Origin of the sequence: Pseudomonas sp. MM211 (assembly GCF_020386635.1) — a bacterium.
Classification (GTDB): Bacteria; Pseudomonadota; Gammaproteobacteria; order Pseudomonadales; family Pseudomonadaceae; genus Aquipseudomonas.
Genome location: NZ_CP081942.1, coordinates 4,109,028 through 4,124,880, shown reverse-complemented (window position 1 = coordinate 4,124,880; position 15,853 = coordinate 4,109,028). Strand labels below are relative to the sequence as shown.

The window sequence follows — 15,853 nt, the reverse complement described above, 5'->3', positions numbered from 1 at the left end:
CGCGGTCGCCTTTTTCGTTCGTGTCGCTATCAGCCCAGGCGGCGCAGGGCTTCGATGCGATCTTCCAGCTTCGGGTGGGTCATCAGCAGGCCGGCCAAGCCGTTCTTCAGGCCACCGTTGATGCCGAAAGCAGTCAGGCTGTCAGGCATCTGCACCGGAACGCCTTGCTCGGCGCGCAGGCGCTGCAATGCAGCGATCATGGCACCAGTGCCGGCCAGTCGAGCGCCGGCTTCGTCTGCCTTGTACTCACGTTTGCGCGAGAACCACATGACGATGATGCTGGCCAGGATGCCCAGTACCAGTTCGGCGAAGATGGTCGCAACGAAGTAACCGATGCCGTGACCGCCTTCGTTCTTGAGGATCGCCTTGTCGACGAAGTTGCCGAAGATACGGGCGAAGAACATCACGAAGGTGTTCACCACGCCCTGGATCAGCGCCAGAGTAACCATGTCGCCATTGGCCACGTGGCCGATTTCGTGGGCCAGTACGGCTTTCACTTCATCGGGCGAGAAGCGCTCGAGCAGGCCCTGGCTGACGGCGACCAATGCGTCGTTCTTGTTCCAGCCGGTGGCGAACGCGTTGGACTCGTAAGCGGGGAAGATACCCACTTCGGGCATCTTGATGCCGGCTTCGCGGGACAGCTCTTCGACGGTCTGCAGCAGCCATTGTTCATGGCGGGTGCGTGGTTGGGTGATGATCTGGGTGCCGGTGCTCATCTTCGCCATCCATTTGGACAGGAAGAGTGAGATCAGCGAGCCGGCGAAACCAAAGACGGCACAGAAGATCAGCAGGCTGCCGTGGTTCTGGCCGGTAAAGCGATCAACCCCCAGCAGTTTGAGGGTGATGCTGGCGATAACGAGTACCGCCAAGTTGGTAGCCAGGAACAACATAATGCGCATCATGGTGTGAAACGACTCCTCACGGGAAATACAGGCTCAATACGGCGGCTATATAAGGGCTCGCCCTGTGGCTATTCAACCGAGTGACTATTTCAAACTGTGTCGCATGGCCACGGCGTGAGCACTCTGCTGCTCAACGGTGGCAGTGCTTAGATTGGGATTTTCTGGTTTATTTCAATCCCCACCGAGAAAAACCGCGTTTATCGCAGATAACTGAGTGGTGTGGGGGTTACAGGCGATGTTCCGCAGAGCGTTGCTCGAACAGGTGTCGGGTTAGTCGCGCAATCCGTTCACCATGTTGCTGCGCCAACGCTTCGCGCAGTTGAAAGGCCAGTGTGGCCTGCACTCGACTCACCGCTGGTGGCGGCGTCTCACCATCCGGTAGGGCGCGCGCGATACCGCGTGACAAACGCAGAAAGCCTTTTTCGCTCAGTACGGCCTGATCCAGGGCGTCATAGCCAATGGTGGACTCGTAGCGCAGATAGCCTTCATCGGCTAGCCATAGCAGTGTGCCCAGGCAAGCTTGGTGGCGTTTGCTCGGCAGGCCGAACTCGTCAGGCTCTTCGCGGCCGATCAGATCTTCCACATACAGCGCCGCCTTGCGCGGGAATACCTGATACAGCATCAGCAAGCTACTGGCTGCGTCCTTGTAAAAGTCGTCGATCTGCAGATCCATGGGCTCAGTCTTGTAAGGTTGGTGGCCGCACGGATGCCTGGGCAGGCGCCCGTGAGGCGGTAGCGTGGTTACTGGCGATAGGTCTTGAGAAAACTACCGATACGTCCGATGGCAAGTTCGAGGTCATCGACGCGGGGCAGGGTGACCACTCGGAAGTAGTCCGGCCACGGCCAGTTGAACGCGGTGCCCTGTACCACCAGCAATTTCTCGGAGAGCAGAAGGTCGAGCACGAACTTCTCGTCGTTGTGGATCGGGCAGACCTTCGGGTCGATCTTCGGGAAGGCGTACAGCGCGCCCATGGGTTTGACGCAGCTGACACCCGGAATATCGTTGAGCAGTTCCCAGGTGCGGTTGCGCTGTTCCAGCAGACGGCCGTTGGGCAGTACCAGGTCGTTGATACTCTGGTAGCCACCAAGGGCGGTCTGGATCGCATGCTGGCTCGGCACGTTGGCGCACAGGCGCATGTTGGCGAGGATATCCAGGCCTTCGATATAGCTGGTGGCGCGGTGCTTGGGCCCAGAAATGGCCACCCAACCGGAGCGGAAACCAGCCACTCGGTAGGATTTCGACAGGCCGTTGAAGGTCAGGCACAGTACGTCCGGCGCCAGGGATGCGGTACAGATATGCACGGCGTCGTCGTAGAGAATCTTGTCGTAGATTTCATCGGAGAACAGCACCAGATTGTGCTGGCGTGCCAGCTCTACGATGTCCAGGAGCACTTCGCGAGAGTACACCGCGCCCGTGGGGTTGTTCGGGTTGATCAGCACCAGGGCCTTGGTGTTGGGGGTGATTTTGGCGCGCATGTCGGCGATGTCGGGGAACCAGCCGGCTTGTTCATCGCACAGATAGTGCACCGGATTACCGCCTGAGAGTGCCACGGCAGCCGTCCACAACGGGTAATCAGGGGCGGGAATCAGCACTTCGTCGCCGTTATTGAGCAGGGCCTGCATGGCCATGACGATCAGCTCGGATACACCGTTGCCCAGGTAAACGTCTTCGATGCCGACGCCTTCCACCTGTTTCTGCTGGTAATACTGCATTACCGCCTTGCGGGCGCTGAACAGGCCTTTGGAGTCGCTGTAGCCTTGAGCCGTGGGCAGGTTACGGATGACGTCCTGGAGGATTTCCTCTGGGGCTTCGAAGCCGAATGGCGCCGGGTTGCCGATATTCAGCTTGAGGATGCGCTGGCCTTCTTCTTCCAGGCGCTTGGCGTGCTTGAGCACCGGGCCGCGAATGTCGTAGCAGACGTTGGCGAGCTTGTTGGATTTGCTGACCTGCATGGTGAAGAATCCCGAATCGAAGAGGTGCGGCCTTCAGCGGGCCGAGGCGGCGGCGAGCCGTGGCGGGTTGAGGTGTCGAATCATACGTGTCAGCCTGAGTCGGGCAAAGATACAGATAAGGCTTTTTTATCCCGAGGAGGACGGCCTGTGAGCAAGCTCGAAAAACCACTGGAAACCTGGCGTGAGGAGTTGTCGGACATTCAGTTCAACGTCTGTCGTCTGGGGGGGACGGAACGTCCGTTCACCGGGGAGTACCACGACAGCAAGGTGCCGGGCGTTTATGAGTGCGTGTGTTGTGGCACGCCATTGTTCGACTCCGAGGCCAAGTTCGATTCCGGCTGTGGCTGGCCCAGTTACTTCCAGCCGCTGAATGCCGAGGTCATCACCGAGCTGGAAGACTTCAGCCATGGCATGCACCGTATCGAAGTGCGCTGCATGAAGTGTGATGCTCACCTTGGTCACGTATTTCCCGACGGCCCGCGGCCGACCGGACAGCGCTATTGCATCAATTCTGCGTCGCTCAAGCACGTGCCTCGCGAGGCATAGTGTGGGTGCGCACCTGTAGTGATCATTCGGCCCGCTGATGGCGGGCCTTATTTTTTGGCAATTAAATTGTTCGCAATCTAATTGCTGTCTATTCTTTTGTTTCATTTATCTATGAGTTCGCACCCATGAGCCAAGACCTGTTGGCGATACCCTGTACCACTATCACTGGCGAGCAGAAGAGCCTGGCGGACTTCGCTGCCAAGGCGATTTTGGTGGTCAATACCGCCAGCCAGTGCGGCTTCACCCCGCAGTATCAGGGGCTGGAAAGCCTTTGGAAGCAGTACGCCGACAAGGGCCTGGTGGTGCTCGGCTTTCCGTGCAATCAGTTCGGCAAGCAGGAGCCAGGCGACGAGAAGGCGATCTCCAGCTTCTGCGAGCTGAATTTCGGGGTAAGTTTCCCGCTGTTCCGCAAGATCGAGGTAAATGGTGATGGCGCGCATCCGCTGTACGTGCAACTCAAGCACCAGGCGCCCGGCCTGCTGGGCACGCAGCGTATCAAGTGGAATTTCACCAAGTTCCTGATCAGTGGCGATGGCCGCAAGGTGACGCGCTATGCACCCACCACCAAGCCCCAGGCACTGAGTGCCGCTATCGAAGCGATGCTCGATGGCTGATCTGAAACTTGACCAGCATCTGTGCTTCAAACTGTATGCCGCATCCCGCATGGTGGTGCGTGCCTACAAGCCGATGCTCGACAGGCTGCAACTGACCTACCCCCAGTATCTGGCCATGTTGGTGCTCTGGGAGTGGGATGAAACGCCGCCTGCGCAGCCGACCGTTAAGGCGCTGGGAGAACGCCTTCTGCTCGATTCGGGCACCCTGACGCCATTGCTCAAACGTTTGCAGCACGCGGGCCTGGTTGAGCGTCAGCGTTGTGCGCAAGATGAGCGTGAAGTGCATCTGCGCCTTACCGCCGCCGGTCGCCAGCTACAGGGCCGCGTACCGGCATTGAAGCGAGAGTTGCTCTGTGAGCACGGGGTCGATAGCCAGGAACTGGAGCCACTGCGCATGCAACTGGATATGCTCCTGCAGCGCATGCGCAGCCTGAGGGATTAGGGTGTGTTCGTAACGGCGCGGCTTGCGCCGAGAGGCAAACAGACCCTAGTTTGGCAACCATTGATCGAGCAGTGCGAGTAGCTCCTCACGGCGGAAGGGTTTCGCCAGGTAGTCACTCATGCCCGCAGCCAAACAACGCTCGCGTTCTTCGGAAAGCGCATTGGCGGTAAGGGCGATGATGGGTAGGTGCTGCCACGCCGGGTTGGCGCGTATGCGTCGGCTAGCTTCGTAACCGTCCATCACTGGCATGTTGCAGTCCATCAGCACCAAGTCGACAGGCTCTTCCTGCAGTCGCTCCAGCGCCTGCTCACCGTTGTTGGCCAGCGTTACTTCCAGGCCCTGTTTGCTGAGCATGCCTTTGGCCACCAACTGGTTGACCGGATTGTCCTCGACCAGCAGCACACGTGCTTGTTTACAGGGTGCTGCTGCGCGTACCTGTGGTCCGCTCGCGTTCTCGGACGGCTGCTGTAAGGCGCGGCCCAACGCCTGCAGCAGGTGATGTCGGGTGAGTGGTCTGGCTACCTGCTCCAATGGTGCCAAGGCACGGGCTTGCTCGGCATCGAGGAAGCTGCCGTATGCAGTGACCAGAATGATTGGCGTGGTGGTCTGCTGGCGTAGACGTTCCATGCAGGTCGGGCAATCGCTGATCAGCACATCGGCATCAATGTCGCTGGCCTGCAGGGCGCTGTCCAGGCGCTGGTAACCCAGGCCCCAGCGGTTGACCTGCATGGGTAGCAATTCGGCCAGGCCGGTGTTGGCGCTACAGATGGCCAGTACTCGCCCCGCCAGCTGTGGAGGGGTAGGGGCCGCTTGTAAGCTCGGCAACGGTAATGTCGCGCTGAAGCGGCTGCCGCTACCAGGCGTAGAGACCAACTCCAACTTGCCGTGCATGGCCTCGCACAGGCGGCGGGTCAGTGCCAGGCCCAGGCCGGTACCGCCAAACTGACGAGTAATGTCCGCGCCTGCCTGGGTAAAGGGCTGGAAGATGCGTGCCTGAGCATCGGCGGCAATGCCGATGCCGGTGTCACAGACCTCGATGCGAACCCGATCCGCCTCGGCGCTGATGCGGATATCGACACGCCCCTCGCGGGTGAACTTCAGGGCGTTGGACAGCAGGTTGCTGATGATCTGCCTTACCCGCGTCGGATCGCCGAGCAACTGGGCGGGCAGGTTTGGGTCGATCAGGCAGGTCAGCTCCACGCCGGGCAGGGCATTCTGTGACAGCAGGCTGGCGGTACCCTCCACCAGTGCGCCTGGGTCGAAGGCGATGTGCTCCAGCTCCAACTGCCCGGCCTCGAATTTCGACAGATCGAGAATGTCGTTGAGCAGATCGACCAGTACCTTGCCCGAATCATGGGCGATCGACAGTTGCTGGCGCTGTTCGCTGCTCAGTGTGCTTTCCAGAGACAACGCCAGCATGCCTAGCAAGCCGTTCAGCGGAGTACGGATCTCATGGCTCATGTTGGCCAGAAATATGGAGCGTGCCTGGGCCATGGCCAGGGCGTCGTGGCGGGCTTGTTTCAGCTCTTCATTGGAACGGCTGAGACGGCTGTTGGCAGCCTTGAGCTCCACCGTGCGGGCGGAAACGATAGCTTCCAGCTCACCGAGGTAATCGGTCAGTCGATCCTCGGCGTTGCGTCGTTGTTCGATTTCAGTGGAGATACTGGCGAGCTGGCGGTTGGCAACTGCCACCAAAACACCGATTTCGTCGCGCTCGTGTCCGGGCGGACAGGGCAAGCGGGTGCGATCCGGGGTGCGTAGGTCGCGACTGGCGATTGACTGGATCACCTGGTTCAGTGGCTTGGTCAGCATGAAATAGAACAGCACCAGCAGAATCACCGAGAGCAGCAGGCTGCGGGCGAAGCCATTGACCAGGGTCAGCATCGCGCGTTTGAGGAAGTTGCTGCCGAATGCGTAGGTGTCGATGTCCAGTTGCAGCATGCCCAGTTGCTCGTCAGGGGCATGCTCGACCGACAGGCGGGTTTCGAAATGGCGGCTGTTGCCGAACAGGAAGTCGCTGAATATTCGATAGTTGCTTTCCGCTGCTGGCTGCGTGGTGCTGGCCAGGGACTCGCCATTGCTGTCGACGATGCGTGCGCCGGTCACGGCGGGCGAGCGCAGCAAGCCAGCGACCAATTCCTGGGCCAGCTCGGCGTCGATGTTGTAGGCGATACGTGCGGCAGGATTGTGGCTGATCTCCATCAGCGCACGAATCTCGCGGTTGATGGCGGCGTCTTCACTGGCATAATCGACGCCTATCTGCACCAGGCTGAGCAGCGTTCCGATGATGAACGCCACCAGGACGGTAACGCCAGCTTGTTTGAATGACAGCCGCTGTGTCAGTGGGATTTCCATATAAGGCGCTGTCTCGTTCCGATCGCTGCCCAAGCATAGTCGATATGGCCTGCTTTTCGGCACACCCGCCTCACATACTGATGATTCGAGGGCCTGACCGTGGATTCCCGTTTGTTTGATTTTCTCCAGCGTGCCGACAGTGTTCTGACACGCCTGGAGCCGCTGCTGCCTGCGATTCGCGAGCCACTCGATTGGCAGCAAAGTCTGGCCGCGCGCTGGCAGCGTGAAGGGCGCAGTGGCTATCTGCAGCCGCTGAAAGTGAGCCTGGACATGAGCCTCAGCGACCTGATTGGTGTCGACACCCAGCGTGAACAGCTGGCGCGCAATACCCGCCAGTTCGTGCAGGGCATGCCTGCCAACCACGCGCTACTGTGGGGGGCGCGGGGCACCGGCAAATCGTCACTGGTACGTGCGCTGCTGGCCGAGCATGCAGGCGCCGGTTTGCGCCTGATCGAAATCGAGCGCGACCACCTGGCCGATCTGCCGCGGGTAGTGGAACAACTGATGAAACTGCCGCAGCGTTTCATCCTGTTCTGCGATGACCTGTCGTTCGAGGCGGGAGAGGGCGATTACCGGGTGCTCAAGAGCGTGCTCGACGGCTCCCTTGAGCGTTCGCCGGAAAACGTGCTGCTGTACGCCACCTCCAACCGCCGCCACCTGGTGCCGGAGCGTGAGAGTGACAACGCCAATACCAAGATGGTCGATGGCGAACTGCACCCGAACGAGGCCGTCGAGGACAAGATCGCCCTGTCGGATCGCTTTGGCCTGTGGCTGTCCTTCTATCCCTTCACCCAGCAGCATTACCTGGATGTGGTGCGTCACTGGATCGAGGTGCAGGCGGCGGGCGCTGACCTGCAGTGGCAGTGGAGCGAAGACCTGGAAAAACTTGCCGTGCGTTGGGCTACCGGGCGCGGCAATCGCAACGGCCGCTGTGCCTATCAATTCGCCCGCCAGTGGGTGGGCCTGCAACTACTGGAGACGTCGCGATGATCGATTTGAGTGAAAAAGGAGCAGGCCTCGACGGCTACCCGTTATTGACTGCTCAACTCGATGCGCTGTTGAGCGGCGAGCGCGATTTCATTGCCAACGCCGCGCAGTTCAGTGCCTTCGTCTTTCACGAGCTGGAAGGGCTCAATTGGGCCGGTTTCTATCTGGTCAAGGACGATGAGCTGGTGCTCGGGCCGTTTCAGGGCAAAGTCGCCTGCGTACGCATTCCGTTTGGGCGCGGTGTGTGTGGTGCGGCGGCAGCGTCGTTGCAAACCCAGCGGGTGGAGGACGTGCATGCTTTCGCCGGGCATATCGCTTGCGACAGTGCGTCCAACAGTGAATTGGTCATCCCGCTCATCAAGGATGGCCGGCTGATTGGCGTGCTGGATCTGGATAGTCCGCTGCTTGGGCGATTCAGCGAGGTTGATCAGCGTGGTATCGAAGGCCTCGCGGCCGTGTTGCTAGGCGCGAGTGATTGCTGATATTTAACGTCTATTGCCGTTTCAGCAACGTGGCTTGCGTTGAAACGGCAACAGGCCCTAGTCGTATATCGCCTTCTTCTTCCAGTCCCCATCACCTTCCAGCGACTTCAGCCCCTCGGTGAGCTCGCTTGACTCTTCGCCGGGCTGCGGCGCGGGATTGATCAGCATGGCGTTGACCCGTGCTAGCTGCTTCTGGAACTGCGCCAGCGGTGCCTGATAGCGCGCCATGTCGCTTTGTTTTTGCAGAAATTGCACGCCACGCTCCAGTGCGAGGCGGGCGTGGCCAATTTGTTGCTGTTGCAGCGCGTGCTGAGCCTGATTGCCATACAGCTCTATATAGAGCTGAGCCAGCATGTGGCGTATTTGCTGCGCCCAGTGTTTGGCTTCATCGACAGGCAGCAGGCCGGTCTGTGCTGCTTTGCTGACTTGGCCATGCAGCATTTCCAGTTGAGCGCGAACCAGTTTCGCCCGTTCGTCGTCGGTCACCGGGAAGGGAGCGTTGCGAACCGGGATGGCCTCGCCGTGGCCGATGAATTTGCGCAGTTCCTGGGCCATGGCTGCGTAGGCAGCGTCCTGCTTGTCAACCTCCAGCAGGCGCTCGGCGAAGTGCAACTGCAGACGGCTGAGCAACAGCTTGAGCTCCGGCGTCATGAATTGCCCGGCGAACTGTTCGTTGATATCGGCGATACGACGGTAGCGCTCGGCCAGATCAGCCTTGAGGCGTGCCTTCTTACGCTTGTTGTTTTCGGCCAGTTGATTCAAATAGGCAATCAGCACCAAGAGGATGATGCCGCCGATTATCGCCAGGGTGATCACGAGCGAGGACATCGCTTTAACCTCTCAAACGCGGTTTTCGCACGAGTGTAGTGCTTAGTTGGGGCGCCTCCTAGCGGCGATTGCATTTGAACCAGCACTATTCATGCCGCCATTAATCGGTTGTGTGTGAGGGCTCTTGAGCATCTGTATCCAGTAGGGCTACCAGCCTGCAGTGTAGTGTCCATGTTCAGGTCTTGTGACCTGGACCTGTAGCGCTATCTATAGTGTGCTTTCAGGTCTTTCGCCGGGCTGCTGGAATCCGGTGTGAAGTCGTTGATTTTAAAAAATATTATTTGAGAGGTTGACGACCGTTAAAAGGCTCCATAGAATGCGCGCCACTTCCAAGGGAATGCCGAAAGGCACAGCGAGGAAGCCGGAAATTCCGGGCAACGTCCCCTTCGTCTAGTGGCCTAGGACACCGCCCTTTCACGGCGGTAACAGGGGTTCGAGTCCCCTAGGGGACGCCACTTCGGAAATGAAGTGGAAGCAATATATGCGGGAATAGCTCAGTTGGTAGAGCACGACCTTGCCAAGGTCGGGGTCGCGAGTTCGAGTCTCGTTTCCCGCTCCAGATTTTGGATTCAGCTTGGCAGCTGAATCGTTGTAAAAAAGTTCAAGGTCCCCTTCGTCTAGTGGCCTAGGACACCGCCCTTTCACGGCGGTAACAGGGGTTCGAGTCCCCTAGGGGACGCCAATTTGTTGTAAATGCGGGAATAGCTCAGTTGGTAGAGCACGACCTTGCCAAGGTCGGGGTCGCGAGTTCGAGTCTCGTTTCCCGCTCCAAATAAACAAAAAAGCCGCTCAATGAGCGGCTTTTTTGTGTCTGCCTTTTGGCGTTTCGAGGCCCGCCAGCACGGGGTGAGTGCTGGCGGGTTTTTTCGTCAGTGGCGGCTGGTTGGTGTCGGCATCGCCAGCAGCTGCTTTTCCTGATTCCAGTCGAACGGCTCGTCGTTTTCTTCGGCGTAGAAGCGGCGCTCGTCGAGTTGTTGGTACAGCTCGATCTCTTCGTCCGGCATGAAGTGCAGGCAGTCGCCGCCGAAGAACCACAGCAGGTCGCGGGGCACCAGGTGGGCGATCTGCGGGTAGCGCTGGAAGATCTGGCTGATCAGATCCTGACCCAGGTACTGGCTGCGTTCGAAATCCACTGGCAGCTCGGCCAGCAGCTCGTCGTAGCGCTCTAGGAAGTTGGCATGGCTGTCATCGAGAATCTGCTCGGCTTCGCCCAGGGCGACCAGAATGGTGCGCAGGTGGTTGAGCAGGGCGATGTGGTGATCGAGATGGGTGTTGGCCATGTCCGGTGATCCTGAAAGTAAAACGGGCGCCGGAGTATAAAGTCCACGGCGCCCGCTGTCGTGCCTGCAGTATGACTACCTGACTTTACCCTCGCTCGGCAGCAGCTCTTCCTTGCTGAAGTCATCGACATCGATCACCACGCGACGGGCAACTTCAGCCCGTTGCAACTGCTGGCCTTCCTCGACGGTGAGTACGCCGGCAGCGACTGCCGTTTCGATTTCGTTCTGCCCCGGCGTTTCCCGAACCTGCCCGGCCTTGACGGCCTTGTGCAGCTTCTTCTGTAGCGGTTGGGCTTCCTGCAGCAGATTGAAGGCGTGTTGCAGGGCGCCAACCGGGTCGTCCGTGGCGCTCGGGCGGAAGCAGCCCTCGAGCAGTTCTTCGAGTGCCGGATCGCCAGCGTTGCGGCCGATGATCGCCGCGACCTGTGCGTCGAGGTGATCGTCCGGGCCCTGGTGACGACGGCCGAAGGGGAAGACCAGCACGCGCAGGGCACTTCCCAGGAAGCGGTTGGGGAAGTTGCTGAGCAAATTATCGATGGCAGTCTCGGCCTTGCCCAGGCTCTCCTCGAGCGCCCAATGCAGCAGCGGGCGGACGTGCTCCGGGTAGTCCTGGTCGTGATAACGCTTGAGAGCCGCAGAGGCCAGATACAAATGGCTGAGTACGTCACCCAGGCGTGCCGACAGGCGCTCGCGACGCTTCAGTTCGCCGCCCAGCAGCATCATGCTGAGGTCGGCAAGCATCGCGAAGGCGGCGCTCAGGCGGTTCAACGCGCGGAAGTAAGGGCGGCTGATACGGTCGCCCGGCACCTTGCCGAGCAGGCCCAGGCTGAGGCTCAGGATCAGCGTGCTGGCGGCGTTGCTGACGGCGAAGCCGATGTGCTGCATCAGCAGGTCGTCGAACTCCAGCAGCGCCTGCTCGCGGTCTTCACGACCGGCCAGGGCCATTTCCTTGAGCACGTAGGGATGGCAGCGAATGGCCCCCTGGCCGAAGATCATCAGGTTGCGCGAGAGGATGTTGGCGCCCTCGACGGTGATGAAGATCGGCGCGCCTTGCCAGGAGCGGCCCAGGTAGTTGCTCGGGCCCATGATGATGCCCTTGCCGCCGTGCACGTCCATGGCGTGGGTGATGCATTCGCGGCCACGCTCGGTTAGGTGATACTTGAGGATTGCCGAAAGTACCGACGGCTTCTCGCCCAGATCCACCGCATTGGCGGTGAGGATGCGTGCGCTGTCCATCAGCCAGGCGTTGCCGCCGATGCGAGCCAGCGCCTCCTGAATGCCTTCGAAGGCCGACAGCGGTACGTTGAACTGCTCGCGCACCTGGCTGTACTGGCCGGTGACCAGGCTGGTGTACTTGGCGGCGCCGGTGCCGACGGCGGGCAGGGAGATGGAGCGACCTACCGACAGGCAGTTCATCAGCATCATCCAGCCCTTGCCGAGGTAGTCCGGCCCGCCGATCAGGTATTCCAGGGGTACGAATACATCCTTGCCGGAGTTGGGGCCGTTCATGAAGGCGGCGCCCAATGGTAGGTGGCGGCGGCCGATTTCGACTCCGGGGGTGTCGGTGGGAATCAGTGCCAGGCTGATGCCCAGCTCTTCCTTGTCGCCGAGCAGGTGCTCCGGGTCATAAGCCTTGAAGGCCACGCCAAGCAGCGTCGCTACCGGGCCGAGGGTGATGTAGCGCTTTTCCCAGTTCAGCCGCAGGCCGACGACTTCCTCGCCGTTCCACTGGCCTTTGCAGATCACACCGCTATCGGGCATGGCGCCCGCGTCGGAACCCGCCAGCGGGCCGGTCAGGGCGAAGCAGGGGATATCGTCGCCACGGGCCAGGCGCGGCAGGTAATGGTTGCGCTGTTCTTCGGTGCCGTAATGCAGCAGCAATTCGGCCGGGCCGAGGGAGTTGGGCACCATCACGGTGGAGGCGAGGTCACCGCTGCGGGTGGCCAGCTTCATGGCCACTTGGGAGTGGGCGTAGGCAGAAAAACCCTTGCCGCCGTATTCCTTGGGAATGATCAGGGCGAAGAACCCATGCTGCTTGATGTGCGCCCAGGCTTCAGGCGGCAGATCCATGCGCTGGCCGATTTCCCACTCGCTGACCATCGCGCACAGCTCTTCGGTCGGGCCGTCGATGAACGCCTGCTCCTCGGCGGTCAGCTTGGCTTTCGGGTAAGCCAGCAGCTTATCCCAGTTGGGGCGGCCGCTGAACAGCTCGCCATCCCACCATACGGTGCCTGCCTCGATGGCGTCCTTCTCGGTGGCCGACATCGGCGGCAGCACCTTCTGGAACCAGGCAAACAGCGGTGCGGTGAAGTGCTTGCGGCGCAGCTCCGGCAGCGCCAGGGGCAAGGCGACCGCCAGCCAGAGCAGCCAGAAGATCACCATCAGCCAGCCCGGCGCGTGGCTGTAGGCGCCCATGACGAGCAGATAGGCGGCAACGATTGCCAGGGCGGGTAGGGGCGCCGTGCGGCGGTGGGCCAAGAAGGCCGTACCGATAACCAGAACGAGCAACCAGACAGCGAGCATGCAAAATCCTCCATGATGGCGATGGCAGAACGACTACCGACGCCATAATCGTAGTCGGCAAGCGCAGAGGCTGCCGACAGGGGCGTTACAGATCACTTCCGGGTGGTCACGACCTGTTGCGTTCACGATAGTGACCCCTGCCGGGGCCGCGTAGTTCGGCTAACAAATTGCGTCTGCGGATGACCTGTTGGTCAGCTCATGAATGGCCCTTACGCGTGCTACATGAACGAGGTCGATAGCCAACATCAGTATGTCTGGCTTTCTTCTTCTGAGCAGAGTGGTAGGGTTGTCAGCGTTTCGGCTCATGGGCTTCTGATAAGGACGATTGGCAATGCTGAAGATATGGGGCCGCAAGAATTCCACCAATGTGCGCAAGGCGCTGTGGTGTGCGGAGGAGGCTGGCGTCGGCTATCAACGGCTGGATGCCGGCGGCGCGTTCGGGGTGGTTGATCAGCCCGAGTTTCTGGCGCGCAATCCCAACGGGCAGGTGCCCGTGCTCGAGGATGGTGGCCTGGTGCTCTGGGAGTCCAACAGCATCGTGCGTTACCTGGCGGCAGCTTACGCGCCGGACAACCTCTATCGCGAAGACCCTGTCAGCCGTGCGAATGGCGACAAGTGGATGGACTGGACCACGTCCACCTTTGCCGGCGTGTTCCGCGATTTGTTCTGGGGCACCTTGCGTACCCCGGTCGAGCATCGCGACCTTGCGGCCATCGAGGCTGCCCGGCAGCGTTGCATTACGCTTCTCGCGATACCCGAGCAGGCCCTGGGCGAGCATGACTATCTATCCGGCGACGCTTTCGGTATGGGCGACATTCCCCTTGGTAGCTTCATCTACGCCTGGTTTGAAATGCCCATCGAGCGACCACCGCAGCCCAACCTGCAGGCCTGGTACGCGCGGCTGCGCGAGCGACCGGCCTATCAGCGTGCGGTGATGACCGAGCTGAGCTGATTGCCCCTGATATTTCGTTGTAATAGTTCGACAATACCCCCATCTAAATCCTGTCATTTTTCATGCGTGCGTATCCTTTATGAGTACTGCTCTGTCGATCCGGCAGCTGACCAAAACCTACGGCAATGGCTTCCAGGCCTTGCATGGCCTCGACCTCGATGTGGCCGAAGGTGATTTCTTTGCCTTGCTTGGCCCTAACGGTGCGGGTAAATCCACCACCATCGGCATCCTCTCGACGCTGGTGAACAAGTCCAGTGGCACGGTCAATGTGTTCGGCCATGACCTGGACGCCCAGCCTGCAGCGCTCAAGCGCTGCATCGGCGTGGTGCCCCAGGAATTCAACTTCAACCAGTTCGAGAAGGTCTTCGACATCGTCGTGACTCAGGCCGGTTACTACGGTATTCCTGCGCGCCTGGCCAAGGAGCGTGCCGAGCAGTACCTCAACCAGTTGGGTTTGTGGGACAAGCGCGACGTGGCTTCGCGGGAGCTGTCCGGCGGTATGAAGCGCCGACTGATGATCGCCCGGGCGCTGGTGCACCAGCCGCGGCTGCTGATCCTCGACGAGCCGACTGCGGGTGTCGACATCGAACTGCGGCGCTCGATGTGGAGCTTCCTCACCGACCTCAACAAGCAGGGCATCACCATCATCCTCACTACCCACTACCTGGAAGAGGCCGAGCAGCTGTGCCGCAACATCGGCATCATCGACCACGGGCGGATCGTCGAGAACACCAGCATGAAAGCGCTGCTGGGCAAACTGCACGTCGAGACCTTCTTGCTGGATCTGAAGCACGACCTGGCTGCCGTCCCGCAGCTTGTCGGCTATCCCGCCAAGCTGGTCGACCACCACACCCTCGAAGTGCAGGTGGACAAAAGCCAGGGCGTCACCGAGCTGTTCCGGCAATTGTCGGCACACAACATCGAGGTGCTGAGCCTGCGTAACAAGAGCAACCGCCTAGAGGAGCTGTTCGTGTCCCTGGTCGAGAAGAACCTGTCGAAGGTGGCCATATGAGTCATGAGCAGTCCGAGTTCAACGCCAACATGGTGGCGTTGCGCACCATCGTCTACCGCGAAGTGCGCCGTTTCATGCGCATCTGGCCGCAGACCTTGCTGCCGCCAGCGATCACCATGGTTCTGTACTTCGTGATCTTCGGCAACCTGATCGGCCGGCAGATCGGCGACATGGATGGTTTCACCTATATGGAGTACATCGTGCCGGGGCTGATCATGATGTCGGTGATCACCAACGCCTATGGCAACGTGGTGTCGAGCTTCTTCGGCAGCAAGTTCCAGCGCTCGGTGGAGGAGTTGATGGTGTCGCCGGTGTCGCCGCATACGATTCTGATCGGCTATGTCACCGGCGGCGTGCTGCGCGGCCTGGCCGTGGGCGTGATCGTGACGATATTGTCGCTGTTCTTCACCCATCTGCAGGTGCACCACCTGGGGCTGACGGTGCTGGTGGTGCTGCTAACGGCGACGATCTTCTCGCTGGGCGGCTTCGTCAACGCGGTGTTCGCGCGCAACTTCGACGATATCTCGATCATCCCGACTTTCGTGCTGACGCCGCTGACCTACCTGGGCGGCGTGTTCTATTCGATCACCTTGTTGCCGCCGTTCTGGCAGACCGTATCGATGGCTAACCCGGTGCTGCACATGGTCAACGCCTTCCGTTACGGCATTCTCGGCGTATCGGACATCCGCATCGGTACCGCCATCGGCTTCATGTTGGTCGCCACGGCTGTGCTCTATGTGCTGTGTGTGCGTTTGCTGGTCAGCGGGCGCGGCATGCGCCAGTAAGCGAGGCGAGGTAGGGGGCTGTATGCCCGGCCCCTTACCTGAACTTGCAAGAGAGCCCACTTGTAGGTGCGTCGCCCTCGGCGCGAATCGATCGTCTCACGAAGTGCGAAATCCTGATGAACGCTGATCGCCGGCAAACCGGCTCCTACGGTTGGCGGCGGCTTCAGGTAGCAGGGATATTGCGCTTTGCCG

15 protein-coding genes and 4 tRNA genes are annotated in these 15,853 nt (G+C 60.4%); 12 read left to right on the top strand and 7 right to left on the bottom strand.

Going from position 1 to position 15,853, the window contains the following annotated elements; genetic code table 11:
* Nucleotides 1-29 precede the first annotated feature (29 nt).
* The 3 genes from htpX to K5Q02_RS18945 all read right to left on the bottom strand — a co-directional run bounded on the left by htpX (nucleotide 30) and on the right by K5Q02_RS18945 (nucleotide 2,855).
* Nucleotides 30-902 (bottom strand): protease HtpX, encoded by an 873-nt coding sequence (gene htpX, locus K5Q02_RS18955; RefSeq protein WP_225833132.1) that lies wholly within the window; start codon nucleotides 900-902, stop codon nucleotides 30-32.
* Between the two features lie 226 nt (nucleotides 903-1,128).
* The gene (locus tag K5Q02_RS18950) at nucleotides 1,129-1,575 is read right to left on the bottom strand and encodes a hypothetical protein (protein WP_225833130.1); all 447 of its coding nucleotides are present in this window, start codon (nucleotides 1,573-1,575) and stop codon (nucleotides 1,129-1,131) included.
* A 68-nt stretch (nucleotides 1,576-1,643) separates the two neighbouring features.
* The gene (locus tag K5Q02_RS18945; RefSeq protein ID WP_225833129.1) at nucleotides 1,644-2,855 is read right to left on the bottom strand and encodes a pyridoxal phosphate-dependent aminotransferase; all 1,212 of its coding nucleotides are present in this window, start codon (nucleotides 2,853-2,855) and stop codon (nucleotides 1,644-1,646) included.
* Nucleotides 2,856-3,002: 147 nt separating this feature from the next.
* Here K5Q02_RS18945 and msrB point away from each other — a divergent pair, with 147 nt between their 5' ends.
* The 3 genes from msrB to K5Q02_RS18930 all read left to right on the top strand — a co-directional run bounded on the left by msrB (nucleotide 3,003) and on the right by K5Q02_RS18930 (nucleotide 4,457).
* On the top strand, nucleotides 3,003-3,401 hold the full coding sequence (gene msrB, locus K5Q02_RS18940; RefSeq protein WP_225833128.1) for a peptide-methionine (R)-S-oxide reductase MsrB: 399 nt from the start codon (nucleotides 3,003-3,005) through the stop codon (nucleotides 3,399-3,401).
* Between the two features lie 125 nt (nucleotides 3,402-3,526).
* Nucleotides 3,527-4,015, top strand: coding sequence for a glutathione peroxidase (locus K5Q02_RS18935; protein ID WP_225833127.1), 489 nt, complete (start codon nucleotides 3,527-3,529; stop codon nucleotides 4,013-4,015).
* Nucleotides 4,008-4,457, top strand: coding sequence for a MarR family winged helix-turn-helix transcriptional regulator (locus tag K5Q02_RS18930; protein WP_225833126.1), 450 nt, complete (start codon nucleotides 4,008-4,010; stop codon nucleotides 4,455-4,457). The genes K5Q02_RS18935 and K5Q02_RS18930 overlap by 8 nt, the downstream gene beginning before the upstream one ends.
* Before the next feature lie 45 nt (nucleotides 4,458-4,502).
* On the opposite strand, the gene K5Q02_RS18925 is transcribed toward K5Q02_RS18930, so the two are convergent.
* Nucleotides 4,503-6,812 (bottom strand): hybrid sensor histidine kinase/response regulator, encoded by a 2,310-nt coding sequence (locus tag K5Q02_RS18925; protein WP_225833125.1) that lies wholly within the window; start codon nucleotides 6,810-6,812, stop codon nucleotides 4,503-4,505.
* A gap of 99 nt (nucleotides 6,813-6,911) precedes the next feature.
* On the opposite strand from K5Q02_RS18925, the gene K5Q02_RS18920 reads away from it, so the two are divergent.
* Together K5Q02_RS18920 and K5Q02_RS18915 are read left to right on the top strand one after the other, a co-directional pair.
* The gene (locus K5Q02_RS18920) at nucleotides 6,912-7,802 is read left to right on the top strand and encodes an ATP-binding protein (protein WP_225833124.1); all 891 of its coding nucleotides are present in this window, start codon (nucleotides 6,912-6,914) and stop codon (nucleotides 7,800-7,802) included.
* On the top strand, nucleotides 7,799-8,281 hold the full coding sequence (locus tag K5Q02_RS18915) for a GAF domain-containing protein (protein WP_225833123.1): 483 nt from the start codon (nucleotides 7,799-7,801) through the stop codon (nucleotides 8,279-8,281). Before K5Q02_RS18920 ends, K5Q02_RS18915 begins: the two co-directional genes overlap by 4 nt.
* A gap of 57 nt (nucleotides 8,282-8,338) precedes the next feature.
* Here the strand turns inward: K5Q02_RS18915 and K5Q02_RS18910 are convergent, their stop codons facing one another.
* The gene (locus K5Q02_RS18910; RefSeq protein WP_225833121.1) at nucleotides 8,339-9,109 is read right to left on the bottom strand and encodes a hypothetical protein; all 771 of its coding nucleotides are present in this window, start codon (nucleotides 9,107-9,109) and stop codon (nucleotides 8,339-8,341) included.
* A 379-nt stretch (nucleotides 9,110-9,488) separates the two neighbouring features.
* Here K5Q02_RS18910 and K5Q02_RS18905 point away from each other — a divergent pair.
* The 4 genes from K5Q02_RS18905 to K5Q02_RS18890 all read left to right on the top strand — a co-directional run bounded on the left by K5Q02_RS18905 (nucleotide 9,489) and on the right by K5Q02_RS18890 (nucleotide 9,880).
* Nucleotides 9,489-9,564, top strand: a tRNA-Glu gene (locus K5Q02_RS18905).
* A gap of 28 nt (nucleotides 9,565-9,592) precedes the next feature.
* Nucleotides 9,593-9,668, top strand: a tRNA-Gly gene (locus tag K5Q02_RS18900).
* A gap of 47 nt (nucleotides 9,669-9,715) precedes the next feature.
* A tRNA-Glu gene (locus K5Q02_RS18895) sits at nucleotides 9,716-9,791 on the top strand.
* Between the two features lie 13 nt (nucleotides 9,792-9,804).
* Nucleotides 9,805-9,880: transfer RNA gene (locus tag K5Q02_RS18890), tRNA-Gly, on the top strand.
* 98 nt (nucleotides 9,881-9,978) lie between these two features.
* Here the strand turns inward: K5Q02_RS18890 and K5Q02_RS18885 are convergent.
* Both K5Q02_RS18885 and K5Q02_RS18880 read right to left on the bottom strand, forming a co-directional pair.
* Nucleotides 9,979-10,389: a PA2817 family protein gene (locus K5Q02_RS18885; protein WP_225833119.1), complete on the bottom strand. Its 411-nt coding sequence runs from the start codon at nucleotides 10,387-10,389 to the stop codon at nucleotides 9,979-9,981.
* Nucleotides 10,390-10,464: 75 nt separating this feature from the next.
* The gene (locus tag K5Q02_RS18880) at nucleotides 10,465-12,912 is read right to left on the bottom strand and encodes an acyl-CoA dehydrogenase (RefSeq protein ID WP_225833116.1); all 2,448 of its coding nucleotides are present in this window, start codon (nucleotides 12,910-12,912) and stop codon (nucleotides 10,465-10,467) included.
* A 331-nt stretch (nucleotides 12,913-13,243) separates the two neighbouring features.
* On the opposite strand from K5Q02_RS18880, the gene K5Q02_RS18875 reads away from it, so the two are divergent.
* The 3 genes from K5Q02_RS18875 to K5Q02_RS18865 all read left to right on the top strand — a co-directional run bounded on the left by K5Q02_RS18875 (nucleotide 13,244) and on the right by K5Q02_RS18865 (nucleotide 15,661).
* Nucleotides 13,244-13,864 (top strand): glutathione S-transferase family protein, encoded by a 621-nt coding sequence (locus K5Q02_RS18875; RefSeq protein ID WP_225833114.1) that lies wholly within the window; start codon nucleotides 13,244-13,246, stop codon nucleotides 13,862-13,864.
* A 79-nt stretch (nucleotides 13,865-13,943) separates the two neighbouring features.
* Nucleotides 13,944-14,876, top strand: a complete 933-nt coding sequence (locus K5Q02_RS18870; RefSeq protein ID WP_225833111.1) for an ABC transporter ATP-binding protein — start codon at nucleotides 13,944-13,946, stop codon at nucleotides 14,874-14,876.
* Nucleotides 14,873-15,661, top strand: coding sequence for an ABC transporter permease (locus tag K5Q02_RS18865; protein WP_225833109.1), 789 nt, complete (start codon nucleotides 14,873-14,875; stop codon nucleotides 15,659-15,661). The genes K5Q02_RS18870 and K5Q02_RS18865 overlap by 4 nt, the downstream gene beginning before the upstream one ends.
* The last annotated feature ends 192 nt before the right edge of the window (nucleotides 15,662-15,853 follow it).